General features: G+C 71.2%; 22 protein-coding genes and 1 pseudogene. 17 read left to right on the forward strand and 6 right to left on the reverse strand.

What is annotated here, in order from left to right; translation table 11 throughout:
• Positions 1–14: 14 nt before the first annotated feature.
• A complete protein-coding gene (locus ACIRQH_RS01715; protein ID WP_404223632.1) occupies positions 15–1,514 on the reverse strand; it encodes an APC family permease in 1,500 nt (499 codons plus the stop codon).
• Positions 1,515–1,659: 145 nt separating this feature from the next.
• Between ACIRQH_RS01715 and ACIRQH_RS01720 the strand changes: the two genes are divergently transcribed.
• The gene (locus ACIRQH_RS01720; RefSeq protein WP_358819647.1) at positions 1,660–2,271 is read left to right on the forward strand and encodes a TetR/AcrR family transcriptional regulator C-terminal domain-containing protein; all 612 of its coding nucleotides are present in this window, start codon (positions 1,660–1,662) and stop codon (positions 2,269–2,271) included.
• A gap of 99 nt (positions 2,272–2,370) precedes the next feature.
• Entirely contained in the window at positions 2,371–3,267 is an 897-nt protein-coding gene (locus ACIRQH_RS01725; RefSeq protein WP_388865652.1) for an NAD-dependent protein deacetylase, read from the forward strand.
• Here ACIRQH_RS01725 and ACIRQH_RS01730 read toward each other — a convergent pair.
• Complete coding sequence (locus ACIRQH_RS01730; protein ID WP_358819645.1) at positions 3,215–3,793, reverse strand: NUDIX hydrolase; 579 nt, start codon at positions 3,791–3,793, stop codon at positions 3,215–3,217. The genes ACIRQH_RS01725 and ACIRQH_RS01730 overlap by 53 nt on opposite strands.
• 727 nt (positions 3,794–4,520) lie before the next feature.
• Here ACIRQH_RS01730 and ACIRQH_RS01735 point away from each other — a divergent pair.
• The 8 genes and pseudogenes from ACIRQH_RS01735 to ACIRQH_RS01770 all read left to right on the forward strand — a co-directional run bounded on the left by ACIRQH_RS01735 (position 4,521) and on the right by ACIRQH_RS01770 (position 13,120).
• Positions 4,521–6,035, forward strand: coding sequence for a cryptochrome/photolyase family protein (locus ACIRQH_RS01735; RefSeq protein WP_388865646.1), 1,515 nt, complete (start codon positions 4,521–4,523; stop codon positions 6,033–6,035).
• A 39-nt stretch (positions 6,036–6,074) separates the two neighbouring features.
• The gene (locus ACIRQH_RS01740) at positions 6,075–6,677 is read left to right on the forward strand and encodes a TetR/AcrR family transcriptional regulator (protein WP_358819642.1); all 603 of its coding nucleotides are present in this window, start codon (positions 6,075–6,077) and stop codon (positions 6,675–6,677) included.
• A 266-nt stretch (positions 6,678–6,943) separates the two neighbouring features.
• Positions 6,944–7,879 carry a TauD/TfdA dioxygenase family protein gene (locus ACIRQH_RS01745; RefSeq protein ID WP_388865643.1) on the forward strand — a complete coding sequence of 312 codons (936 nt, stop codon included), beginning with the start codon at positions 6,944–6,946 and terminating at the stop codon, positions 7,877–7,879.
• Positions 7,880–7,914: 35 nt separating this feature from the next.
• Positions 7,915–9,213 (forward strand): MFS transporter, encoded by a 1,299-nt coding sequence (locus ACIRQH_RS01750; protein WP_358819640.1) that lies wholly within the window; start codon positions 7,915–7,917, stop codon positions 9,211–9,213.
• 60 nt (positions 9,214–9,273) lie between these two features.
• Positions 9,274–10,986: an aldehyde dehydrogenase family protein gene (locus tag ACIRQH_RS01755; RefSeq protein ID WP_404223638.1), complete on the forward strand. Its 1,713-nt coding sequence runs from the start codon at positions 9,274–9,276 to the stop codon at positions 10,984–10,986.
• An 87-nt stretch (positions 10,987–11,073) separates the two neighbouring features.
• Positions 11,074–11,661: an RNA 2',3'-cyclic phosphodiesterase gene (gene thpR / locus ACIRQH_RS01760; protein WP_404223640.1), complete on the forward strand. Its 588-nt coding sequence runs from the start codon at positions 11,074–11,076 to the stop codon at positions 11,659–11,661.
• A 108-nt stretch (positions 11,662–11,769) separates the two neighbouring features.
• Positions 11,770–12,651: pseudogene (locus ACIRQH_RS01765) on the forward strand (alpha/beta fold hydrolase).
• A gap of 265 nt (positions 12,652–12,916) precedes the next feature.
• The gene (locus tag ACIRQH_RS01770; RefSeq protein WP_358819637.1) at positions 12,917–13,120 is read left to right on the forward strand and encodes a cold-shock protein; all 204 of its coding nucleotides are present in this window, start codon (positions 12,917–12,919) and stop codon (positions 13,118–13,120) included.
• Between the two features lie 147 nt (positions 13,121–13,267).
• Here ACIRQH_RS01770 and ACIRQH_RS01775 read toward each other — a convergent pair whose 3' ends face one another.
• Both ACIRQH_RS01775 and ACIRQH_RS01780 read right to left on the reverse strand, forming a co-directional pair.
• A complete protein-coding gene (locus ACIRQH_RS01775; protein WP_388865633.1) occupies positions 13,268–13,492 on the reverse strand; it encodes an SDR family oxidoreductase in 225 nt (74 codons plus the stop codon).
• Between the two features lie 24 nt (positions 13,493–13,516).
• The gene (locus ACIRQH_RS01780; RefSeq protein ID WP_388865631.1) at positions 13,517–13,675 is read right to left on the reverse strand and encodes an SDR family NAD(P)-dependent oxidoreductase; all 159 of its coding nucleotides are present in this window, start codon (positions 13,673–13,675) and stop codon (positions 13,517–13,519) included.
• Here ACIRQH_RS01780 and ACIRQH_RS01785 point away from each other — a divergent pair.
• From ACIRQH_RS01785 to ACIRQH_RS01795, 3 genes are all read left to right on the forward strand, one after another.
• Positions 13,668–14,057: a MarR family transcriptional regulator gene (locus ACIRQH_RS01785; RefSeq protein ID WP_388865629.1), complete on the forward strand. Its 390-nt coding sequence runs from the start codon at positions 13,668–13,670 to the stop codon at positions 14,055–14,057. The two genes, ACIRQH_RS01780 and ACIRQH_RS01785, sit on opposite strands and share 8 nt — an antisense overlap.
• Before the next feature lie 193 nt (positions 14,058–14,250).
• Positions 14,251–14,895, forward strand: coding sequence for a dihydrofolate reductase family protein (locus tag ACIRQH_RS01790; protein ID WP_388865627.1), 645 nt, complete (start codon positions 14,251–14,253; stop codon positions 14,893–14,895).
• Positions 14,896–15,124: 229 nt separating this feature from the next.
• Positions 15,125–16,660, forward strand: a complete 1,536-nt coding sequence (locus ACIRQH_RS01795) for a carboxylesterase/lipase family protein (RefSeq protein WP_404223645.1) — start codon at positions 15,125–15,127, stop codon at positions 16,658–16,660.
• A 114-nt stretch (positions 16,661–16,774) separates the two neighbouring features.
• Here the strand turns inward: ACIRQH_RS01795 and ACIRQH_RS01800 are convergent, their stop codons facing one another.
• Positions 16,775–17,395: a TetR/AcrR family transcriptional regulator gene (locus ACIRQH_RS01800; protein ID WP_358819632.1), complete on the reverse strand. Its 621-nt coding sequence runs from the start codon at positions 17,393–17,395 to the stop codon at positions 16,775–16,777.
• A gap of 94 nt (positions 17,396–17,489) precedes the next feature.
• Here ACIRQH_RS01800 and ACIRQH_RS01805 point away from each other — a divergent pair, with 94 nt between their 5' ends.
• Positions 17,490–18,419: an aldo/keto reductase gene (locus tag ACIRQH_RS01805; protein ID WP_388865623.1), complete on the forward strand. Its 930-nt coding sequence runs from the start codon at positions 17,490–17,492 to the stop codon at positions 18,417–18,419.
• Positions 18,420–18,650: 231 nt separating this feature from the next.
• Here ACIRQH_RS01805 and ACIRQH_RS01810 read toward each other — a convergent pair whose 3' ends face one another.
• Positions 18,651–19,289, reverse strand: coding sequence for a TetR/AcrR family transcriptional regulator (locus ACIRQH_RS01810; protein WP_358819630.1), 639 nt, complete (start codon positions 19,287–19,289; stop codon positions 18,651–18,653).
• 68 nt (positions 19,290–19,357) lie between these two features.
• Between ACIRQH_RS01810 and ACIRQH_RS01815 the strand changes: the two genes are divergently transcribed.
• From ACIRQH_RS01815 to ACIRQH_RS01825, 3 genes are all read left to right on the forward strand, one after another.
• Positions 19,358–20,962: an FAD-binding oxidoreductase gene (locus ACIRQH_RS01815; protein ID WP_404223648.1), complete on the forward strand. Its 1,605-nt coding sequence runs from the start codon at positions 19,358–19,360 to the stop codon at positions 20,960–20,962.
• A gap of 147 nt (positions 20,963–21,109) precedes the next feature.
• Complete coding sequence (locus ACIRQH_RS01820) at positions 21,110–22,681, forward strand: hypothetical protein (RefSeq protein WP_388931965.1); 1,572 nt, start codon at positions 21,110–21,112, stop codon at positions 22,679–22,681.
• Positions 22,681–23,562 carry a PhzF family phenazine biosynthesis protein gene (locus ACIRQH_RS01825; RefSeq protein ID WP_404223650.1) on the forward strand — a complete coding sequence of 294 codons (882 nt, stop codon included), beginning with the start codon at positions 22,681–22,683 and terminating at the stop codon, positions 23,560–23,562. Before ACIRQH_RS01820 ends, ACIRQH_RS01825 begins: the two co-directional genes overlap by 1 nt.
• Positions 23,563–23,593 lie beyond the last annotated feature (31 nt).

Genomic DNA, 23,593 nt, shown 5'->3' on the forward strand with positions numbered 1-23,593 from the left:
GGCGAAGCGTCGGGTCAGGCCCGTACGGCTCCGGAGTGGTCGGCGTCCGTTTCGGCCGGCTCCGCCGCGAAGCGATAGAAGACGTCGGGCTTGCTGCGCCGCAGTCGCCGGCTGAGCGCCAGGCCGAGGACGAAGACCACGGGGGCGACGGACGCAAGGATCGTGTTGACCAGCGAGGACGCTCCGGTGAACAGGTCGAGGTGGGTGCAGACGAGCACGATCGCCACTCCGAGGAGCACGGTGGCCACGACCGGCGCGACGACCGTGCGCAGCACACCCTCCTGGTGGGTGATGCGGCGGAAGTAGAAGGGAACGGCGATCGCGGCAAGGAGCTGGAGCAGCATGAGGCCGACCATTCCGGGGGTGTTGACCCAGAGCAGAAGCTGGGCGTACGGGTCGGCACCCGCGGCCCAGAAGGCGAGGACGACGACCGCGCCCAGCACCGTCTGCGCGATGCCTGCGACGTACGGCGACCGGTGCCGGGCGTGGACGCGGCCGAAGGCCTTCGGCACCACGCCTTCCTCCGCGAGTGCGAGACCGTAGCGGTTGATCGCGTTGTGGAAGGCCAGCAGCGAGGCGAGGACGCTCGTCACGATCAGGATGTGCATCAGGTCGGCCGCCCAGCCCCCGACGAAGGTGCTGATGGCCGAGAAGAACAGTCCGGCCGGGTCGCTGCCCGCCGCGGCGACGACTCCGGCGTCGCCGAACGCCTGGATCACGGTCCAGACGATGAACGCGTAGAACAGCCCGAGGAAGGCCACCGCGATGTACGTCGCGCGACGCACGGTGCGCCCGGGGTCGCGGGCCTCGCGGCGGTAGATGACGGTCGACTCGAACCCGGTGAAGGCGGCGAACGCGAAGGCGAGTACGGCAGCGGTGCCGGGGACGAACACGTTGTGCGGGGCGAAGGATGCCGCGGACAGGCCGTGCGCGCCTCCCGTGAACAGGACGCCGCCCGCCAGCAGGACGAGGATGCCGGTCTCGGCGCAGAGCAGGACGCCGAGGAGTTTGGCCCCGAAGTCGATGGACCGGAAGCCGCCGTACCAGATGAGCACGAGCCCGGCCAGGGAGACCGGCAGCCAGGGGATGTCGACGCCGAACAGGGCGTGGAGGGTGTCCTGCGTGGACGTACCGAGGAGCCCGTAGACGCCGATCTCCATGCCGTTGTAGCCGACCATGGCGAGCAGAGCGGCGCCGATGCCCACGGAGCGACCGAGGCCTCGGGTGATGAACGCGTAGAAGGCTCCGGCGCTGCGTACATGGCGGCTCATGGTGGTGAAACCGACGGCGAACACGGCGAGCGTCACGCCTGCGACGAGATAGCCGACCGGCGCGCCGATGCCGCCCAGCGCGATGGCGAACGGCGCGACTCCCGCCATGACGGTGAGCGGGGCGGCCGCGGACACGACGAAGAAGGCGATGTCGGCGGTACCCAGGGTTCCGGTGCGCAGGGTGGGCGCGGCGCCGACGCTGCTGTCGGTGTGGGGCTGTGTCTGCGGTGGGGTTGCGGGCATGCGGAAGGAAGCCCTTCTGGCGGCGGGGAAACGGGGTCCCGAGGGCATCCGTCCCGGGACCGGAAGCTAAATCTAAAGGCTTTCGGTTTCGGCAATGTAGCCTCCCTCTGGGGATTCGGGAAGACCACATTTTCGGGAGAGCGCGATGGGCCGGCCGAGCAAGCCGCTGCTGGACAGAGAGCGGATCACCACGACCGCGCTCGAACTCGTGGACACGGAGGGCGATTTCAGCGTTCCGAAGATCGCCAGGCTGCTCGGCGTCCAGACGGGATCGGTGTATCACCACGTGGACGGCCGGGACGGCATCGTGGAACTGCTGCGCGAGCGGGTGGCCGTGGCGATCGACCCGGCTCCGCTGACGGCCGACGCGCTGCCGTGGGACCGGCGGATGGCGGACTGGGCGCGTTCCTACAGGGCGGCCTTCGCCGCACATCCGAAGGCGATTCCCCTGCTCACCACGTCTCCCGTACGAGCGCCGCGCGTTCTGGAGCAGTACGACCTGGCGGCCGCTCTCCTGCTGGACGCCGGCTTCCGCCTGCCGGACGTGATGCCCGTGATCATCGGCCTGGAGAACGTCGTGCTGGGGTCGGCCCTGGACATGGCCGCGCCGGAGATGATGTGGGAGCTGACCGACGAAACGGCGACGCCGCACCTGGCCGCGGCCCTGGCGGCGATGGGCAAGGGCCGCGCCGACGCGGCCTTCGAACTGGCTCTGACCGGCTTCCTGACCCACGCCCGTTCCCTGCTTCTGCCGTGAGGCCCGGGTGACGTCTCACCGGGACCCGATCCGAGGTCGTCCGGCACAGGTGTCGGCGCTGTTCGGCGGACTGCCGCGCCGGGTCCGTACCCTGGCACCATGCGCATGCGCCCCACACTGAGCTGGACCCCCACCGAGGACCTGCCGCCCGGCACCACGGACCTGGAGCCGGTGACCGACGCCCTGGGCACCGGTGGGGTGCTGGTGCTCAGCGGGGCGGGCATCTCCACGGAGTCCGGCATCCCGGACTACCGGGGCGAACACGGGAGCCTGAGCCGGCACACCCCGATGACCTACCAGGAATTCGCCGGGAGTGCCCAGGCCCGACGACGGTACTGGGCGCGCAGTCACCTCGGCTGGCGGACCTTCGGCCGGGCTCGTCCCAACGACGGACACCGCGCCGTCGCCGCGTTCGAGCGACATGGACTCCTCACAGGGCTGATCACCCAGAACGTCGACGGTCTGCACCAGGCCGCGGGCAGTGAGGGCGTCGTGGAACTTCACGGAGGCCTGGACAGAGTCGTGTGCCTGTCCTGCCACGACGTCAGCCCGCGCCGCGAACTCGCCCGGCGGCTGGAGGAGGCCAATCCGGGCTTCGAGCCGTTGGCCGCCGCGATCAACCCCGACGGTGACGCCGACCTCACGGACGAGCAGGTCGGCGACTTCCACGTCGTGCCCTGCACGGTCTGCGGCGGAATCCTCAAACCGGACGTCGTGTTCTTCGGCGAATCCGTCCCCACGCTCCGCGTCGAGGAGTGCCGCCGGCTGGTCCGCGAGGCGGCCTCGCTGCTGGTGCTTGGCTCGTCACTGACGGTGATGTCCGGTCTGCGGTTCGTGCGCCAGGCCGCCCAGGACGGGAAGCCTGTGCTGATCGTCAACCGGGACCCGACCCGAGGCGATCAGCACGCCCTCGCGCGGGTCGCGCTCCCCCTCGGAGCCGCCCTCACCACGGTGGCCGCCCGGCTGGAGATTCCGTTCGACGAAGCGGCGGCCTGAGTGAGGCGGGTTCCTTCGGGAACCCTCGCCCGTCCCCTGATGCGCTCGACCAGCGGGTCAGTTCGGCGAGATACAGGTCCAGCGTCTGGACCCGGCCCGGAAGAGGCTCGGTCCGATCCCACCAACGGATCGCCGAGATCTCCTCGTTGGCCCGGAAGTCACGGACTTCGGAACCGTGGCCTGCGAACAGGGCCAGATATTCGGTTCGCCGGTCGGGCGCCACGACGAACTTCGCGAAGCCGGCGAACCGCAACGCTCCGTCGGGTTCCTGTCCGCTCTCCTCCCGCAGCTCACGAACCGCCGCCTGCCGCACGGATTCACCCTCTTCGACGCCCCCGCCGGGAAGTTCCCAGGACTGGCGGTACCGGTCGAAGACCAACAGGATCCGGTCCTCGCGCCAGAGTGCCACCAACGAGGCTGCCACGGGTGCGTCGTTCGGCGGCGCCGTCTCCTCTCCTGGGGTGAAGGAGAGCAACGCGGTGCCGCGGTCGTCGACGGCGAGTGGTTGGTGCGCGGAGCCGGTCACGGTCCCATCCCTTCCCCGGTCGGCGCGGCGGAAAGCCCCCTGCCGTGCCCGGGCATGCCGCCTGCGGCGAAGTGCGGCAGTCCCGGGCCGGTGCCTTCAGCTCCGGATGTACGACATCCGCTCCGCCAGACCGTGGACACGTCTCCGACGGCGAGGCCGGCCGCGGAGCCGCACCCTTCGTCCGGGCCGGTCGGCGCTGAGCTGGTCGCCGCGATCTTGAGGCCGGCCGAACCTCCCCACACCTCGACGAGCGAGCCGACGCCCCCATGGTGCCCACGGCCTCGTCGGGGGTGCCGACCAGCTGGTCGGCGTAGTCGTCGCTGTCCAGGTCCGCGGAGGCGACGGCCGTGCCGAAGCCCGTCCCCTAGGGTGCGGCCGCCATGGCCGCGCCGGGGAGCACGACGACGGCCGGTGTCACGGCGGTGGTGAAGGAGATGGCCGAGACCAGGATTCGTCAGGTGAAGGTTCTGAACCGCACATGGTGCGCGGGCATCGGACCCTGCGGAGCCGACGGATACGTCGGCTCTTCCGTCACCCGTCCGGGTCGGTGCGGGATGACGCGCGCGCGGAAGGCCGAACGGTCGGTGGGCGGACGTGTAGAGAGGACCCCGTACGGGCCCTTCCGCCGTCGGTGCGGAGGCGGCGAGGCTTCGACAGGGGCCGGTCATCGCGTCGGCTGCCCGGGTTCCCGAACGTCCGCCCGAGGTGATGGAGGCCGAGCGCGCCTATGACCACTGTCCACTGGCTCTTCGGCGACCAGTTGGGGCCCCACTTCCTCGCTCCCGGCGAGGGCGGGCCCGACCGCGACGCGCCGGTGCTGATCATCGAGGCGCGTTCGGTTCTCCGCCGTCGACGCTTCCATCGCGCGAAGGCACACCTGGTCCTGTCGGCGATGCGGCACCGGGCCGCCGAACTGGGCGACAGGGCCCGCTACATCCGCGCCGACACCTACCGGGAGGGACTCCGCGAGGCGCTCCGCGACGTCGGCGACAACGGCGCGACGGTGCACCACCCGACCTCGCACGCGGCCCTTCGACTGGTGCGGTCGCTCGACGCCGTCACCGTCCTGCCGGCCCGCGGATTCCTGGTGCCCCAGACGGACTTCGGCGCCTGGGCGGACGGCCTCGGTGGCCGGCGACTGCGGCAGGAGGACTTCTATCGGTGGGTGCGACGCGGACACGACCTGCTCATGGACGGCGACGCCCCGGCCGGCGGGCGCTGGAACCACGACCACGACAACCGCGAACCTCCTCCGAAAAACGCCCGGACCCTCGACGTGCCGGCGCCCTACCGTCCCCGGGAGGACGCGATCGACGAAGAGGTCCGGCGCGACCTGGACCGGTGGGAGCGCAAGGGGGAGGTGAGCTTCGTCGGACGGGACGGCCCCCGGCGGTTCCCCGCCTCGCGACGTGAGGCGCTGGCGGCGCTACGGCGGTTCGTGGAGCACCGCCTCCCCGGCTTCGGCGCGTACGAGGACGCGATGCTGGCGGCGGATCCGGTGATGAGCCACAGCCTCCTGTCGTCGTCGCTGAACCTCGGCCTGCTGCATCCCGCCGAGTGCGTCGAGGCGGCGGAGGACGCCTGGCGGTCCGGACTGGCGCCGATCAACAGCGTGGAGGGATTCGTCCGGCAGATCGCCGGCTGGCGCGAGTACGTCTGGCAGCTCTACTGGCACTTCGGTGACGACTACCGGGACAGCAACGCACTGCGGCACCACACGCCGCTCCCCGACTGGTTCCTCGATCTCGACGCCGACGCCGTGACCGCCCGTTGCCTGGCCACGACCCTGGCCCAGGTCCGCGACACCGGGTGGACCCACCACATCCCGCGGCTGATGCTGCTCGGCAGTCACGCCCTGCAGCGCGGCTGGGATCCGCGGGCGGTCACGGACTGGTTCCACCGCTGCTTCGTCGACGGCTACGACTGGGTCATGCTGCCCAACGTCGTCGGGATGTCGCAGTACGCCGACGGCGGGCGGATGACCACCAAGCCCTACACCTCGGGCGGCGCGTACGTGCACCGCATGAGCGACCTGTGCGCGGGCTGCGCCTACCGTCCGACGGAACGCGTGGGGGAACGGGCCTGTCCTTTCACCACGGGGTACTGGGCCTTTCTGCACCGGCATCGGCAACGGCTGTCCGGCAACAACCGGATGAGCCAGGCGGTCCGCGGGCTCGACCGGCTCGGCGACCTGGACCAACTGCTGCGGCAGGCAAGGGACAGTGGCGATACCCCGCCCTGACCGGCGCGTGTGGCGGCGTGATCCACGTAGGCTCGCGGTATGGCCGACGAACAGGTGCAGGGCACGAGGAGAGGGCCGGGTCGACCTCGCCAGGAGCACGTCACCCGGGCCGCCCTCGACGCTGTGGTCGAGCTGGTGGCGGCTGAGGGCATGGGCGCCCTCACGATGGATGCCGTGGCGACGCGTGCCGGGGTGAGCAAGCCCGCCATGTACCGGCGCTGGCCCACGAAGCAGGCCCTTGTCATCGCGGCGACGGAGTCGCGCATCGGATCGCTGATCGTGCCCGACATGGGGGATTTCCGCGCCGAGTTGCGTGCCGTGCTGACGGCACGGATGGAGGCCTACCGGCAGCCGGGGATCGCCCGTCTGGTGGCCGGGGTGATCGGGTCGGCCGCGGAGGAGGGCGCCGAGCCCAGCGCCTATCGCGCGTACACGGCCCGCGTGACCAGCGAGACGCGTCACCTGCTGGAGCGCGGGGTCGCTCGCGGTGACGTGCGGGCCGATGTGGATGTGGCGGCCGCCACGACGTTGGTGGCGTCGTCGCTGCTCTTCCGGATGATCGGCGAAATGCGGCTGCCGGACGGGGCGTTCGTCGAGTCGGTGGTGGAGCTGATCGGCCGGGCGGTCTGCGTCCAGGCTTGAGGTACGTCCTCACACCTGCCTGAAGAGACCTGGGCCCGGGCCGGCAGGCCGTGTGCGCCCGAGCCGTGAGTCCACCTCTCCGCGTGCGACCGGTGTCGGCCCACGCGCCCTTGACGGTCCGCCTCTCCGCACCCTCCCCCTCGCGGGCACGACATCCGCGCTCCGGGACCCATGCACGAATCCACACGTCCAGCCCCCTTGTCCTGCCGCACCCCAATAACGATACTGCCGGTTACGTAATAACGATCGCTGCGAGGAGGACTCCCATGCAGGACGTCGCCACGGCCCTGGTGGCCCAGCCCAAGCCGGTCCTGGACAAGCCCCTGATGCACTACGGACGCCGGACCCTGGAGCGGCTCGCCCCCGGTGCCGAACCGACCGCGTACGAGCTGCTCCGCGTCGAGCCGCTCACCCCGCACTTCGGCGCCGTCCTCGGCGGGGTCGACCTGACGCGGCCGATCACGGACCGACTCGCCGCGGAACTGCGTCAGGCGCTGCTCGAATGGAAGGTGGTCTTCTTCCGCGACCAGCTCGGCTTCACCCCCGAGCACCAGCTCGCGCTCTCCGCCGTCTGGGGCCGGCCCGAGATCAACCCCTTCTTCGCCAGGACCGGGACCGCGGGCATCTCACGCCTCGCCAAGGACGCGAAGGCCGCCGGGAACAAGAACATCTGGCACAGCGATCACTCGTTCATGGCCAACCCGTCACTGGGTGCCGTCCTGCGCGCCGTGGAGGTGCCCGCCGCGGGCGGCGACACCATGTGGGCCGACATGGCAGCCGCGTACGACAACCTCCCCGTCGGCCTGAAGGCGCGGATCGAGGACCTCACCGCCGTCCACGACTGGGAGGCGAGCTGGGGTGCCCTCATGAACGACGAGCAGAAGGCCGCGTTCCGGGCCACCTGGCCGCAGGTCGAGCACCCGGTCGTGGCGCGGCACCCGCGCAGCGGCCGCAGGACCCTCTACGTCAACGAGCCGTTCACGCGCCACATCAAGGGCCTGTCCGAGGCGGAGAACCGCGAACTGCTCGACATCCTCGTCCTCCAGGCACGCATCCCCGAGTTCCAGGTCCGCTTCCACTGGGAACCCGACTCCATCGCGGTCTGGGACAACATCGCCACCCAGCACTACGCGGTCAACGACTACTTCCCGCAGCGCCGGGTGATGGAGCGCATCGCCATCGCCGGTGTCCCGCTGTCCTGAGGCCTCCGGGCCGATCATCACCTCACGGAGTCGCCATGACCGCGGTACCGACCCTGCCCCAACTCCCCACGGAAGTCGGCCAGTCCACCGGCGACGGCAGCCGGCGCGCCTGGACGGTGACCGCGCTGCTCGTGGTCTTCATGATGGTCAACTTCGCGGACAAGTCCGTCCTCGGCCTGGCCGCCGACGAGATCCGCGCCGATCTCCACCTGAGTGCCACTCAGTTCGGGCTGGCCAACGGCACGTTCTTCCTGCTGTTCTCCGTGGCGGCGATCGCTGTCGGGCTCGCCGCCGACCGGGTGTCGCCGAAGCTGCTGCTCCTGGTGATGGCCCTGCTGTGGTCCGTGGCCCAGGTGCCGGCGGCGCTCGGCGGCGGCCTCGGCGTCCTGGTGGCCTCCCGTGTCCTCCTCGGCGCGGCGGAGGGCCCCGCCTTCCCCGTCGCCCAACAGGCCACCCTGGCCTGGTTCCCGGACCACCGGCGCAATCTGCCGGGCGCGCTGATCACCCTCGGCGTGACGCTCGGTGTGATCGCCTCGGCGCCCGGACTGTCCTGGATGATCCAACATCACGGGTGGCGGGCCGCGTTGTGGGTGCTCGCCGGCGCCGGCCTCGTCTGGGCCGCCGCGTGGAAGGCACTCGGAGCGGATGGCGGCAACCGTGGTGACACGGCGTCCGCGCAGCCCGCGACAGACGCCCGAGCTGCGGTTCCGTACCGGCGGATCTTCGCCAGCCGTACCTGGATCGGCGTCACGAGTGCCTATTTCAGCAGCTATTGGACCGTGGCACTGATGCTGGTCTGGTTGCCGTCATACCTGCGCAACGCCCTCGGCTACTCGGCCGGTGAGGCCGGCACCCTCGTCGTCGCCCCGTGGACGATCGGAGCCGTGGCCCTGCTCGCGCAGGCCGGCATCACCGGGCGCCTGATGCGTCGCGGTGTTCCAAGTCGACGCGCCCGGGGCTGGGTCGGCGGAACCCTGCTCGGACTCGGTGCGCTCTGCTGCCTGGCGCTCCCCCTGGTCGACGGGGCGGGCGCCAAGACCGCACTGGTCGCTCTCGGCTTCGGTCTCGGCGGCTCGTACGCCACCGTCGCCGCGACCACCGTCGCCGAACTCGCCCCGCCGTCCCGCGCCGGCGGCGCCCTGGGCGGCATGAACGCCGTGGTGACGACGGCGGGTCTCGCCGCACCCGCCGTCGTCGGTGCCCTCGTCGACGCCCGGGGAACCGGCGGCTACCAGACCGCCATGGTCCTGTCCGGACTGCTCCTCGCACTCGGCGCAGCGGCGTCCTTCCTGCTCGTCGACCCCGTGCGGGACACTGCCCGTATGAACGACTGAGCGGGCCCGGCCGATCTCATCGCACCTGTTCCCGCACCCCCCACCGAAGGAGTTGCCCCCTTGAGCACCGCACCCACCCTCGACAGCGCCCACCTCGACCTCGCGGTCGGCGAACTGCGCGCGCACGCCGACTCCTGGACAGCCACCTCCCTTGCGGAACGGATCGGCCTGCTGGAGCGGATGTTGCCGCGCATCGGTGACGAGGCCTCGGGGATGGTCGCCGCCGCGGCCCGTGCCAAGGGCTACGACGACCGGTCGGAATGGGCCACCGAGGACTGGGCCTCGGCCCCCTGGGCGCTCGCTCAGACCGTGAGCGCTTACCTGCACGTGCTGCGGCGCCTGGACGCAGGAAAGGCCCCGGTCACCGCCGGACAGGCACGCACGCGCGAGGGCCGCGTGGTGGTACGTGTCTTCCCGGCCACCGCCGGCGACCGCCTTCTGCTCAACGGGTTCACCGCCGACGTGTGGACGCTGCCGGGCACCTCCCGTGAAAAGGTCCTGGAGCGGGCCGCGGGCGAATACCGCGGACGTCCCGGTCGCCCCGCCGTCGCTCTCGTGCTCGGCGCAGGCAACATCGCGGCCATCACTCCGCTCGACATCCTGCACAAGCTCTACGCGGAGGGGCAGGTCGTCATCGCCAAGATGAACCCGGTCAACGCCTATCTTCGTCCCCACTTCGAGGCGGTGTTCGGCGAGTTCGTGGAGCGAGGCCTGGTCCGCTTCGTCGACGGAGGCCAGGCGGAGGGCGCCTACCTGACCCGGCACGACGGCATCGACGCCATCCACGTCACCGGCAGCGAACACACTCACGACGCCATCGTGTGGGGCACCGACGAGCAGGCAGCGGAACGGCGGCGTGCGAACACGCCGCTCAACACCAAGCCGTTCACCAGTGAGTTGGGCGGTATCAGCCCCTGCATCGTGACGCCGGGACCTTGGAGCGCAGCCGACTTCCGCTTCCAGGCCGAACACATCGTCACCAGCAAGCTCAACAACTCCGGTCACAACTGCGTCGCCAGCCAGATCCTGCTCGTCCCCCGCGACTGGGACGGCACCGATCGCCTGCTGGCCGAGATCCGTCGGGTCCTGCGCCGGCTCCCGCCGCGCGGGGACTACTACCCGGGCGCCGAGACCCGCCTCGACACGGTCATGCAGGCTCACCCCGAGGCCGAGACGTACGGCGACGGCGCCTGCCGCGTGCTGGTCCCGGACGTCACCGACCCCGACGACCCGATGCTCACGGACGAGGTGTTCGCCAGCGCCCTGGGCGTCGTACGTCTTCCCGGCGCCGACGCTCCCCAATTCCTGACGGCGGCAACGGAGTTCGCCAACGAGAAGCTGCCGGGCACCCTGGGCGCCACCCTCCTCGTCCACCCCAGGACCGAGCGCGCGCACCGCGCCGCGGTGGACGACGCCGTCACCGCACTGCGGTACGGCACCCTCGGCATCAACTGCTGGTCGGCCTTCGGATTCCTCCTCGGCCACACGCCCTGGGGTGCCCACCCCGGCCACACTCCCCAGGACATCGGCAGCGGCATCGGCTTCGTGCACAACACGTTCATGCTCGAAGACATCGAGAAGACCGTGCTGCGCGCCCCCTTCGCCCCCGCGCCCCGCGGCCTGTTCACCGGCTCCCCTTCCCTCTCCCCTCGACCGCCGTACTACGTCACCAACCGCACCGGACGCACCACCATGCAGCGCCTCACCGCCTACACGACGGACCCCGGATGGAGCCGCCTGCCGTCGATCTTCGCGTCGGCACTGCGCGGCTGAGCGAGAGGTTCAGGGCGGGGCCGGCTGTTCGCGGTCCCGCCTGTACGCCATTTCGCTTCCGTGACCCGGGTGCGGTACGAAGACGGAGTGAAGGATCAGACCCAGCCCTCGACCGTCCGTGTGTTCATCGCGCTCGCCCCGCCCGACCAGGCGAAAGAGGAGCTGGCCGCAGCGCTCGGCCCCGCCTACGCGTCGCACCCGGAGATGCGGTGGAACCGCATCGAGGACTGGCACATCACCCTGGCGTTCCTGGGAGAGCTGCCCGCCGGCACGGTCCCCCTTCTGCGGCCACCCCTCGCCGCCCTGGCGGCGAAGCGCCCATCACCCTCTGTGGCCCTGCACGGCAGCGGAACGTTCGACGACCGCGTGCTGTGGAGCGGAATCGACGGTGACCTCTCCGAGCTGCACGAACTCGCCGCCGACGTCCGTACCGCCGTACGGAACTGCGGGATCTCCTTCGAGGAGCGTCCGCTCCGCCCTCACCTGACGCTGGCCCGTGCCCGCAGGGGAGACCATGCCTCGGCGGCTGAGATCGCCCGCGGAATCTCCGGCTTCACCGGCCGCCGATGGTCCGCCGAGCGGCTCCACCTGGTCGGCAGCAACGCGGGCCGCAGCCGCGGGGCGATCCACTATCGCGACATCGAGGCATGGCCTCTCGTCGGCGCGGGTGGGTAGCCCCCGCCCGTTCTCCGACGGCTCGCGCGAGCACGGCCTCCCCGCCCCGCGCCGAGCGTGACGATCACCCGGGTGCGGGCTGCCGGCCCGTCCTGACAAACTTCCGCCATGCCGATCATCGACGTCTCACCAGCGGTGTCCATCGCCTACGAGACGTTCGGTGATCCCACCGATCCGGCCGTCCTGCTCGTGATGGGTTTCAGCGCCCAGATGATCGCCTGGGACGAGAACTTCTGCCGTGCCCTCGCCGAGCGTGGACGGTAGGTGATCCGTTACGACAACCGTGACTGCGGGCTGTCCACGAAGTTCGACGATCACCCCGTCGACAGGGGCCGGTTCATCGGTGCCGTGAGCTCCGGTGACATCGCGGCCGCCCTCGCGATGGTGCCGTACACGCTGCAGGACATGGCCGACGACGGTCTCGGCCTGCTCACCGCGCTCGGCATCGAACGAGCGCACGTCGTCGGGTCGCCGATGGGCGGCATGATCGCCCAGACCATGGCCATCGGCCGACCGGCGCGCGTGCTGAGCCTGACGTCGATGATGTCCTCGACGGGTGAGTCGGAGTACGGCCGGCCGAGTGCCGAAGCCCAGGCCGTGCTCTTCAGCCCGAAGCCGTCGGACCGCGAGGGATACATCGCGGCGGCGGAGCGGGAACTGGTCTGGGCCTCCAAGCGGTACGGCGACGCGGCCTCGCTGCGTGAGCCGGCCGCCCGGAGCTTCGACCGCTCCTACTATCCGGCCGGCGTCGGGCGACAACTCGGGGCGATGATCCTGGGCGGCTCCCGCGCCGACGGCCTCCGCGTCCTCGATCTGCCGACTTTGGTGATGCACGGCCTGGACGACACCCTGATCGACCCCAGCGGCGGAAAGCGCACCGCCGACCTCGTCCCCGGAGCGAAACTCCTGCTGATCCCGGACATGGGCCACGACCGCCCCCACGAACTGTGGCCCGACCTCCTCGACGCCTTGGACGCACACACCGGCTGAACAGCGCTGTTCCCAGGACGAGTCGGGGCGGTCTCGGGCAGTGCGCCGATGGCGTGCGCGAAAGGTCGTCGCGGTGGAGTCCTGCCCGCTGACACCGCCACGGCTGTCACCTCCCTCCACCGAGCCGCGCGAGCCGAACCCGCAGTCACGTCACGACGTGTCGTTCACTCGATGCAGTGAGTTAGTTTTCCGCCTCCACGGGGCAAGATCGATCAGGCCGTGTGCAAGGCACGGCCGTCTGCACGTAGTCAAAGAGGATGCACAGATGGCAACAGGTGTCGTGAAGTGGTTCAACTCGGAGAAGGGCTTCGGCTTCATCCAGCAGGATGACGGCGGTCCCGACGTGTTCGTGCACTTCTCCGCGATCCAGGCGACCGGCTTCAAGGAGCTGGCCGAGGGCGCCAAGGTCAAGTACGACGTCAATCAGGGCCCCAAGGGGCCGCAGGCCGAGCAAGTGGTGCCCGCCTGACACCGCCGTACGGGCACACCGGGCCCGCACACACGAGGACCACTTGCCGCCGGTCGGAGGCGAGTGGCCCTCGGGCGGTCACGAGGTCGAGGTGTGTCCCGGTCGCGGTGATTTCCGAAGCACCGGCCGCTCGTGGGCCGGAACGCTTCAGCTGGGCAGAGCGCTGATCTCGCCGCCGTCGGCGAAGAGGGTGGCGCCATTGATGTAGCCGCTGGCGGGGCTCACCGGGAACCTCACGATCTCGGCGATCTCACGCGGCTCACCGGCCCGGCCTCGCGCGTCGACCCGATCCAGCACTCCCATCTGGTCGCCGAGCATGGCCTCGGTGCCCTCCGTCCGGACGGGTCCCGGCGAGACGGCGTTGACGCGCACGCCGTGTGGGCCGAATTCGGTCGCTCAGTAGCGGGTGAGGATCTCGACGCCCGCCTTGGACGCCGCGTAGGCGCCTCCGACAGGCGCCGGCATAGGTGCCGCGCTGGAGCTGACCGTCACGACCGACCCGTGTCCCCGCTGGGCCATCCGCATGGTCTCGTCGGCCTTTCGCCGAGTGGCCACCGAGTCGGTGGCCACCCTCCCGGGAGGGCCGCTCGGGTACTTGGTCCTCGTCGCCCTGGCCGCGGGGGAGCCCCCTACGGAGCTGGCCCCGGCCCAGCAGGTCAGCCTGGACCGCACCGTGATGACGTATCTCCTGGACGATCTGGAAGCCCAGGAACTCATCGAGCGCCGGCCCGATCCGCGCGACCGACGAGCACGCCAGGTCGTGATCACCGACAAGGGGCGCGACGAGCTGGCCCTCGCCCGGCGTGGCCTGGCAACGGCCGAGGGACGCCTGCCGGCAGACCTCGACGAGTCGGACGCCGCCTCCCTGCGCGCCCTGCTCATGCGGGTCGCCCGCACCGCGCAGAGCGCTTCTCTCGGCCCCGACGAACGCTGCTAGCGCTGAGACGGCGTAGGCGCGGTGCCGCTGGCGCTGCGGCCGAGTGCCGCCCGAATCCCGCACGTGAGCTGCCCTGCGGCCACTGTGGAAAGAAAGCACGGGGCCCGTGTCGATCGGAGCATGTTCCGTTCGACGTCCTGATGTGGGGCAACACCGCCCCTGAGGATGCGTCCGGACCTGACGAGGAGAGCACGTGGATCAGCTGCTGAAAGTCATGAACTTCAACGTCTCGAGTGACGGAATCGGTGCCGGTGAGCACCAGACTCTGGAGAGCCCGTTCGGCCTCCCCCATCCCGAGAGGCTGTTCGCCTGGGCCGGCGCCACGGCGAGCTGGCCCATGCGCTCCGACCCCGGCGGCAGCCGCGGCCTCGACGACTACTTCACACGGGATTTCGCGCACAACATCGGTGCCGAGATCATGGGCCGCAACAAGTTCGGCCCCCAGCGCGGGCCCTGGCAGGACCACGACTGGCAAGGCTGGTGGGGTGACGAACCCCCGTTCCACACACCGGTGTTCGTCATGACCCACCACGAGCGTCCTTCGATCACGCTCTCCGACACGACATTCCACTTTGTCGACGGCGACCCGGTCACCGTTCTCGAACGGGCACGGGAAGCGGCCCAGGGCAGGGACGTCCGGCTCGGCGGCGGGGTCACCACAGTCCGGCAGTTCCTCGACGCCGGCCTCGTCGACACCCTGCACGTGGCGGTCTCGCCGGTGAAGCTCGGATCCGGGCTTCGCCTCTGGGATTCGCCCGACGACCTTCTCGACCGGTTCCACCTCGACGTCGTGCCCAGTCCGAGCGGGGTTGTGCACCACCTGTTCTGGCGGCGCTGACACGGGACGGACCCCGCGGCCCTTCCGCTGCTTCCGCTCGTCCCGCTCCTCCCGTCCTCGCGTGCACGTGTGCCACCGAAGGTCCGAGCACGGTGCGGTCAGGACGGCGGACGGCGGCTCGGGCCGTGCGGGCAACCGTAAATCGCTGGCGCGGCATCCCGCCGCGGTGGAGGATCCCGAGGGTCCGGGGCGGCTGCGAGCCCTCACCCTTGCTTGACAGGTGGTCGTGATGACCGTTGCCGAACCGGAGGCGTCCGGGTCCCGGCCCGAGGTCCGCGCCGTGGCGGGAAGGCTGCGTGGCGTCTGGGAATCCGGTGCGGCGGTCTTTCGTGGCCTCCCGTTCGCCGAGCCTCCCGTCGGCAGCCTGCGCTTCGCCGCCCCACGACCCGTACGGGACTGGAGCGGCGTGCGCGAGGCACTGGCGTACGGTCCGCCGCCCCCGCAGGGCGGGCACTTCGGCATGGACGCGTCCTCGCGGGACGCGCCGGGTGACGACTGGCTGACGGTCAACGTCTGGTCGCCCCATCCCGCGCCGGGCGTGGGACTCCCGGTGATGGTGTGGATCCACGGCGGCGGCTATGTGATCGGCACGTCCGGCCTCCCCGAGTACGACGGTGGCCGGCTCGCGGGCGACGGTGTCGTCGTGGTGACGTTCAACTACCGGGTGGGGGTCGAGGGTTTCGCGCAGATCGAGGGGGCTCCTCCCAACCGGGGACTGCTCGACCAGGTCGCCGCTCTCGCATGGGTACGCGACAACATCCGGGCCTTCGGCGGCGACCCGGACCAGGTCACGGTGTTCGGTCAGTCCGCGGGCGCGGGATCCGTCGCCGCGCTGCTGGCGATGGACCGCGCGGCCGGGCTCTTCCGCCGGGCGGTCGTGCAGAGCGCGACGGGCACCCTCTTCACGCCGGAACTCGCGGCCGACATCAGCGCCGCCTGCGCGGCGGAGCTGGGACTGCGGCCCACGACCGCCGACCTGTCCGCCGTCGACCCACGCCGACTGTCCGTCGCCGCCGACACGGTCGGCGCCACGATGGACAGGTGGGCCCGGCGCTGGGGCCGGGCGGCGTACCGGTCGATCACGTTCTCACCCGTCATCGACGGCGAGGTCCTGACCGCCACACCGTGGCAGGCACTCGCCGACGGTGCCGGACGCGACATCGAACTCCTCGTCGGCCACACCCGTGACGAGCAGCGCCTGTTCACCGCCATCAGCGGTCTCCTCGGCGAGGTGGGCGAGGAACAGGCGGCGACCGCCCTCGACATCCTCGCCCCCGGAGCCGACGGCGCGCACCGCTATCGCGAGGCCTTCCCGACGGCCCGCCCCGACGAACTCTACGAACTGGTCCATTCCGACTGGCTGTTCCGCATGCCGTCGCTCCACCTCGCCGAGGCGAGGACGACCGCCGACGGGCAGGCGCACGTCTACGAGTTGACCTGGCCCGCTCCTGGCATGGGAGGCGCCCTCGGTGCCTGCCACGGCCTGGACGTGCCCCTCGTCTTCGGCAACCTGGACCGGGGACGGACCGCCTTGCTGATGGGCGAAGCGCCCTCCCCCGAGGCCGAGGCCCTGTCCGCACTCATGCGCACCGCGTGGACCTCGTTCGCCACCCACGGCGATCCCGGCTGGCCGGCGTACGACGCGGATCAGCGCCTCGTCCAATGCTTCGACACGGAGTCGACCGTCAGCGCCTACCCGGAGGAGCCCTCCCGCCGGATCTGGCAGGACCACACGTTCTCGCCGCTGCCACTCGTGGGCGACTAGGGCTTGTCGGGAGACCGGACCTGCTTGCCTCGGCCGGTCGGGTCACCGGTGGGGCGAAGGAGCCACAGGCATCGAGCGCCGCCGACCTCGACCGGAAACGGAGTCGACCGACACTCAAGGACGGCGCGCCGCTCGCAGTCCGTCGGCGACGAGGTCGAGGTGGCGTGCGGTCTGTTCGGGCTGGATGCCCGAGACGGCGGCCAGCGAGACGCCGAGCAGCAGCGTGGTGAGGTCGTCGGGCGTGACGTCGGCGCGGAGTGAGCCGTCCCGCACGCCGGCCAGCAGCAGCGTCTCCACCGCCTCGACGATGCGTTCGCGAGTGGGGATCACCGGCATCCTCCCCGCGGTGGGACCGGTGCGCGGGTCCCGGTACATGGCGTGCTTGGTCGCGGCGAAGGCGATGTAGCGGTCCATCCATGCCCGCAGCGCGGCCGGCGGGGGCAGCTCCTCCAGAAGCTGGGCCGCACGGGCGGCGACCTGGTCGAGTTCGTTGGCGTAGACGGCCTCCACCAGCGCGTCGCGGGTGGGGAAGTTGCGGTAGAGCGTGGCGATGCCCACACCCGCCTGCTTGGCGACGGTCTCCAGGGCCACCGGTTCCGTCGCAGAGGTGAACGCGGCGCGGGCGGCCTCGATGATCTTGTCGCGGTTGCGGCGCGCGTCGGCACGGGGTGCACGCGGCGCCCTCGGTTCCGGCGTGCCGGGATTTCCGTCGGCGGGAGAAGCATGCGCAGACAAAGTGGAGGATCCCTCCGTATGTGTTACGGTCGACATGGCGGAGGATTCCTCCACTTAGACCATGCTCTCACGCCTCTCCGAGGACGGACATCCCATGACCTCTCCCGCCCCGATCCCCTCGTCCCTCACCACGGCCACCGGCGCTCCGCGGGCCGGCGGCCCGGGCCGGCTCGGCGACCGCGTCGTCTCCCGCGTCGGCTTCGGAGCGATGCAGCTCCCGCGGCTGCGCGACGACCGCGCGGGCGCTCTCGCGATCCTGCGCCGCGTGGTCGAGCTCGGCGTCGACCACATCGACACCGCGCAGTTCTACGGCGACGGCTACGCCAACGACCTGATCCGCGAGGCGATCCGCCCCGAGGACGGCGTCACCGTGGTCAGCAAGGTGGGAGCCACGCCCCACTCGGACGGCCCGATCCCCCTGCGGTACGCCCAGCACCCCGACGAGCTGCGCGCCGACGTCGAGGCCAACCTCAAGAGCCTCGGCCTCGACACGATCCCCCTCGTCAACCTGCGCCGCCCGACCACCAGCGGCTTCGGCCTCACGGTCACACCCGACCAGGTCGTCGACCTCGACGACCAGCTCGCCGTGATGACCGAACTGCGGGACGAGGGCAAGATCGGCGCCATCGGTCTGAGCACCGTCGGCCTCGACGATCTGAACCGGGCCCTGCCGGCTCGGATCGCCTGCGTGCAGAACGCGTACAGCCTGCTGGCCCGCGAGGACGAGGAGCTGCTGCGGACCTGCGCCGCCCAGGACATCGCCTGGGTTCCCTACTTCCCTCTCGGCAGCGCGTTCCCCGACCTCCCCAAGGTGTCCGAGCACCCCGTGGTCAAGGACATCGCCGCGTCTCTCGACGCCACCCCCGCCCAGGTCGGGCTGGCCTGGCTCCTCCACCACACCCCCAACACCCTCCTCATCGCCGGCACGGCCGACGCCTCCCACCTCGAAGCCAACGTCGCCGCGGGCGCCGTCGAGCTCGACGCCTCGGCCCTCGCCGAGCTCGACGCCGTCACCGCGGGCTGACCCGGATCCCGGCTGCCGCACGACCGAGCCGGCCCCGGGCGGGCAACCGCTCGTGGCCGGTTCGCGTGCGGTACGGGCCCCGCGGCGCTCGTCGGCCGCGCACCGGACGCCCACGGCACCCGACGGCGTTGCCCGGCGCGCCAGTTGCAGATCCCGCCATCCAACGCCCCCCGTTCACCACCCTGTTGAGTCCCGGGACCGGACACGGCAGCGAGAAGGAATGCGTCAGGTCTACGCGTTCTCGTCGTCCACGGCGAGGATGGTGCGGCTCGCCGCGAAGAGCCGAGCGCAGCGTCGCGTCATCGCTTCGGGCGACTGCTCCGGATGGTTGGCCCACCAGCGGACCAACGCCGTACACAGGCCGCGCCAGGCGTACTTGAGCGCGTCGGCGTCGAGCGGGTCGCCGGCCCCGGCCTCCTGGAGGAGCCCGGCCGTGCCGACCGCGGCGAGGTCGTCGATGGCTCCTCGGTAGTACGCCGCGCGCCGGGCGGCGGCACTGCCGGGCGGCAGCGTGCCGTCGTACAGCACGAACCACGCCTCGCGCCGCCCGTCGAGAGCGGCGAACAGAGCGCCCATGACGCGCAAGGGAGTGGGCGCCGCATCTGTGGCGTGATCGGCCATCGCATCGCGGATGGCGTCCAGCAGACCGTCGCCGACCGGGTTCAGGCACGCGAGATAGAGGTCCTCCTTGCTCCCGAAGTAGTGGTGCAGCAGCGGCTTGGTTACCCCCACGCGGGCGGCGACCGCCGCCACGGTGGTGGCCTCGTACCCACGGAGGCCGAACTCCTCGGTGGCCACGGCCAGGACCTGGCGTTCACGCGTGGCCCTCGGCACGCCCTTGGTGCCGGCCCTAGAAGGGAGCGTTGTCATGGTCTCGATATTACCCTAGGGTAATTTTCCGTTGGGTCAATTCTCTGGACCTCGCTGGGAGCACACGTATGTCTGCCACTCCGTCCGACCCCGGTCCGTCCCGCTCGCGCTCCTGGTGGGGCTGGGGCTACGCCGACGCCCACCCCGGCGACGCCGAATGCGTGGCCATGGGCGCCTTGCTCCCCGGCACCCGGCCCCATCCCCTCCCGATACCGCAAGTCGCCGACCTGGCCATCGGGCGCCCCGCCGTGACGCCGCCGGCCTCGCTCGCACACCTGGTCGGCGCCGATCCGGACGTACGCGCCGCGCACGCGATGGGCAAGGCCTACCGCGACGTGATCCGGGCCCTTCGCGGCCGTCCCGGGAGGATCCCCGACCTGGTCGCCCGGCCGACCGACGACCAGGAGGTCGCCGACCTGCTGGACTGGGCCGGCGAGCAGGGCGTGGCCGTCGTCCCCTTCGGCGGCGGCTCCTCGGTGGTCGGCGGCGTGGAGTACCGCGGCGACACGCATCGCGCCGTGCTCTCGCTCGACCTGACCTCGATGGACCGGGTCCTGGAGATCGACACCGCCGGCCGCTCGGCGCGGATCCAGGCCGGCGCGCTCGGGCCCGTACTGGAAGGCCAGTTGCGACCGCACGGGCTCACTCTGCGGCACTTCCCGCAGAGCTTCGAGTTCTCCACACTCGGCGGCTGGCTCGCCACCAGGGCGGGCGGCCACTACGCCACCGGCCGCACCCACATCGACGACTTCGTACAGTCGATGAACGTCGTCACGCCCGCGGGCGTCAGCACCTCGTGGCGGCTGCCCGCGTCCGGCGCAGGACCGTCGCCCGACCGCCTGTTCCTCGGCTCGGAGGGTGCGCTCGGTGTCATCACCGAGGCATGGATGAGGCTGCAGGAGCGCCCGCGGCACAAGGCCTCCACCTCTGTGGCCTTCGCCGAGTTCCACGAGGCCCTGGACGCGGTACGCGCCATCGCCCAGTCCGACCTCGCCCCGGCCAACTGCCGTCTGCTCGACTCCGGTGAGGCGCTTCTGTCCGGCGCCTCACACGACGGCTCGGCCGTCCTCGTCCTCGGTTTCGAGTCCGCGACCGCCCCCGTCGACGACCGCCTCGGCGCCGCTCTCGCCATGGCCCACGCCCACGGAGGCCGGGGCGGCACAGCGACCACGGACCGCGCCACGACGGCCGATTCGGCCGTGGGCCACTGGCGGTCGGCGTTCCTGCGCATGCCCTACCTCCGCGACGGACTGGCCCGGATGGGCGCCGTCGTCGAGACCTTCGAGACCGCAGCCACCTGGGACAGGATTCCCGGGCTGATCGACGCCGTCCGCACCGAGGTCGGCGCCGCCGCCGTCAAGGCGACCGGACATCCCGCCACCATCAACTGCCGTCTGACCCACGTCTATCCGGATGGTGCGGCCCCCTACTTCTCCGTGGCCGTGGCCGGTCGGCCCGGCGAGGAGATCGAGGTCTGGGACGACATCAAGGCGGTCGCCGGCGATGTACTGCACCGCCACCGCGCGACCATCACCCACCATCACGCCGTCGGCCGCGACCACCGCGCTTCCTACGACCTCCAGCGCCCGGAACCCTTCGCGAAGGTGCTCCGCGCCGCCAAAGAGGCGTTGGACCCGCACCACATCCTCAATCCGGGCGTTCTGGTCGACTGAGCGTGCGGCGCCGGACGGGCGGGACCGGGAGGACGGGGAGACCGGGCAGCTGAACTCCCGCTGTTCACGGGGCGCCTTCGGTGAGGGGAACCTCGTGAGCTGGTGAAACATCTCGCGCACTCACCGTGCCCCTGCGAAGATCTGCGGGTGTTGTATCGCATACGTCGCCGCGGCGCGGCTCTGATCGTTCTCCTGCTCGCGGCACTTCTCCTGCCGACGGTGGGGGCTCAAGCCGCCACCTCCGCCGTCGAGTTGAGGGCGCCCGACACCGCGTACCTGTCCAAACGAGGTGTCAGTCCCAGCGGAGGCATCCGCCTCTGGCTCTCCCCGCAGCCGGGGGCGGGCCGGGCGGCACAGGCCGACGTGACCTTGACAGTCGACGCGTCGGACTTGGAGGGCATCGCCCGTCTTCGTACCCGCCGTGACTGCGGAGACCACGCCTTCGGTACGAGCATGGTCGTCCGGTGCACTCTCGGCACCCTCACCCGCGGCAAGGAGAACTACCCGGACGGGATCTACATCGAAGCCGTCGCGGGTGTCAGCCGCGGCAGGCACGGCACGATCCGCTACACCTTCAGTGCCCCCGGCACCGACGACGCCGTCTTCGAGACGGACGTGCGAATCGAGGGCCCCGATCTTCGCGCGCGCGTGGAGAAACCTCGCACGGGCGACACGGCGGGCGAGAGCTTCGGCTTCACGCCACGGATCCGCAACGCGGGCAGGTTCCCGGCGCGGGGATTCGGCGTGAAGTTCGCCGCCCCGCACGTCACCTTCCCGGCGCAGTACAGCAATTGCCGGTACGCGACCGAAGGGCCCGGGCTCTTCGCGGACTGCTGGTTCGACGAACAGCTCGCACCCGGGCAGGCGTACGAGTTCACCGAGCCCATCACCGTCGACGTACCGGACTCGATGGTGAACGGCAGCTTCAGCTACGTCCCGTACCTCCAGGGCATGACGGGAAACGCGGAGGAGGATCCCGGCGCCACCGGTACGGACCCCGCTCTACGGCAGGGCCCGGGACCCGAGTTGAAGGTGCGCCCCATCGACGCCGAGGTCGGCACGTTCGTCGACAAGTACACCCTCGGCGAGGTCCGGCTCCACACCTCACAGACCGCCGACCTGCGGGTGACCGCCGACGCCGTGGTCGGTACGACGGGAAGCACCTCCAAGGCCACGTTCCGTCTCGACAACGCCGGACCGGGCCGAATCTCGGGCACGGTGCTGCGCATCACTGTCCCGGAAGGCCTGAGCGCGGTCGAGCCCACGCCGCCGCCGGACCCCGACAACGAGTCGGAGTGGCAGTGGGAATGCGCCTCTTCCGACAAGCGCGTCTACACATGCACCCCTCCGAACCCCTTGGAGCCCGGCGACACCTGGCAGACGACGCTCGAGTTCCGCATCGACCGGCGCGTACGCGGGGCCGAGGGGCTCCTCGAAGCGGTGCAGGACACGGAGCGTCCCGCGAACGACCCCAGGAAGGCGGACAACACGGCACCCATCGCCGTGCGTTCCACGGGGGGCCCGCTGGTCGAGCCGTCCGAACCGAACCCGCAACCGCTCGCGGCCGCCGCCGAGCGGGATGGCGACGACGGCTCCCACCTCATGGTGGCCCTGGGGCTCGGCGCGTTTCTCGTTGCTGCCGCGCTGGTCCTCGGGCTCCGGGCGCGGACAATCCGCCGTAGGGCGGACACCGACGGCCGGGGCGAGGACAGCCGCTGATGGACGGGCGCGGTCTGCCGGTGACGATCGTGAGCGCCTGTCTGCGCGACGGCCGAGGCGGAAGCCCCACCGCGGTGCTGACCGAGGCGCCGCTGAGTGACGACGAGCGGCGCCGAGTGCCGGCCCTGGCGGGAACGTCGCACGCCGTCTTCGTCTCGGTGCACGACAGCCGGCCCCGTGGTTCCGTGGTGTCCCTTCGCTTCTTCACCGCCGAGGGCGAGCTGCCCGCGTGCGGACACGGGACGGTTGCCGCTCTTGCCTTCCTGACCGGGCGCGCCGACGACGGGGAGTGCCGGGCAACCGTCCACGCGGGAGGGCGTGTCTTCTCCGGCTGGTCCGTACGCGGGACGACGCAGGTCGAGGCCACCTTCGACCCCGGTGCCGTCGACCTGCGCGAGCCCACGGCGATCGAGTGCGACCTTGTCCTGCCCGCACTCGGTGTCACCTCGGGCACTCTGGCTCCCGGCACGTGCGTCGCCTCGGTGGGGCGGTCGCGCCTGCTGGTTCCCGTTGCCACGCGGTCCGCTCTCGCCGCCCTCAGCCCGGACTTCGATCGGCTGCGCACCGCCTGCGACCGGCTCGGCCTTCTCGGCTGCTACGCCTATACGGTGCCTACCCCCACCGGCCGCGTCGCGGCACGCATGTTCGCCCCGTCGATCGGTGTCGCGGAAGACATCGCCAACGCCAACAGCACCGCCTGCCTCGCCGCTCATCTGGCCCGTCGGGGCGACACCGACATCGCCGTCGACATGGGCGACGCCCTGGGCAGCCCCTCCACCATCACCGCCACCGCGCGGCACGACGAATCCGGCCTGCTCCTTCGCCTGGGCGGCGCCGCGACGATCGCGCGCATCATTCGCCTGCCCCTGCCCGGCCCGTAGCCCGTCGGCCCGGAGCGAGGACCGCGTCCGG

Origin of the sequence: Streptomyces sp. NPDC102279 (assembly GCF_044766365.1) — a bacterium.
Lineage (GTDB): Bacteria > Actinomycetota > Actinomycetes > Streptomycetales > Streptomycetaceae > Streptomyces.

What these genes read in the sequence shown, in the direction of transcription:
- ACIRQH_RS01715 (WP_404223632.1), bottom strand. Translation starts at nt 1,514, where the DNA reads ATGCCCGCAACCCCACCGCAGACACAGCCCCACACCGACAGCAGCGTC.
- ACIRQH_RS01720 (WP_358819647.1), top strand. Translation starts at nt 1,660, where the DNA reads ATGGGCCGGCCGAGCAAGCCGCTGCTGGACAGAGAGCGGATCACCACG.
- ACIRQH_RS01725 (WP_388865652.1), top strand. Translation starts at nt 2,371, where the DNA reads ATGCGCATGCGCCCCACACTGAGCTGGACCCCCACCGAGGACCTGCCG.
- ACIRQH_RS01735 (WP_388865646.1), top strand. Translation starts at nt 4,521, where the DNA reads ATGACCACTGTCCACTGGCTCTTCGGCGACCAGTTGGGGCCCCACTTC.
- ACIRQH_RS01740 (WP_358819642.1), top strand. Translation starts at nt 6,075, where the DNA reads ATGGCCGACGAACAGGTGCAGGGCACGAGGAGAGGGCCGGGTCGACCT.
- ACIRQH_RS01745 (WP_388865643.1), top strand. Translation starts at nt 6,944, where the DNA reads ATGCAGGACGTCGCCACGGCCCTGGTGGCCCAGCCCAAGCCGGTCCTG.
- ACIRQH_RS01750 (WP_358819640.1), top strand. Translation starts at nt 7,915, where the DNA reads ATGACCGCGGTACCGACCCTGCCCCAACTCCCCACGGAAGTCGGCCAG.
- ACIRQH_RS01770 (WP_358819637.1), top strand. Translation starts at nt 12,917, where the DNA reads ATGGCAACAGGTGTCGTGAAGTGGTTCAACTCGGAGAAGGGCTTCGGC.
- ACIRQH_RS01795 (WP_404223645.1), top strand. Translation starts at nt 15,125, where the DNA reads ATGACCGTTGCCGAACCGGAGGCGTCCGGGTCCCGGCCCGAGGTCCGC.
- ACIRQH_RS01805 (WP_388865623.1), top strand. Translation starts at nt 17,490, where the DNA reads ATGACCTCTCCCGCCCCGATCCCCTCGTCCCTCACCACGGCCACCGGC.
- ACIRQH_RS01810 (WP_358819630.1), bottom strand. Translation starts at nt 19,289, where the DNA reads ATGACAACGCTCCCTTCTAGGGCCGGCACCAAGGGCGTGCCGAGGGCC.
- ACIRQH_RS01815 (WP_404223648.1), top strand. Translation starts at nt 19,358, where the DNA reads ATGTCTGCCACTCCGTCCGACCCCGGTCCGTCCCGCTCGCGCTCCTGG.
- ACIRQH_RS01825 (WP_404223650.1), top strand. Translation starts at nt 22,681, where the DNA reads ATGGACGGGCGCGGTCTGCCGGTGACGATCGTGAGCGCCTGTCTGCGC.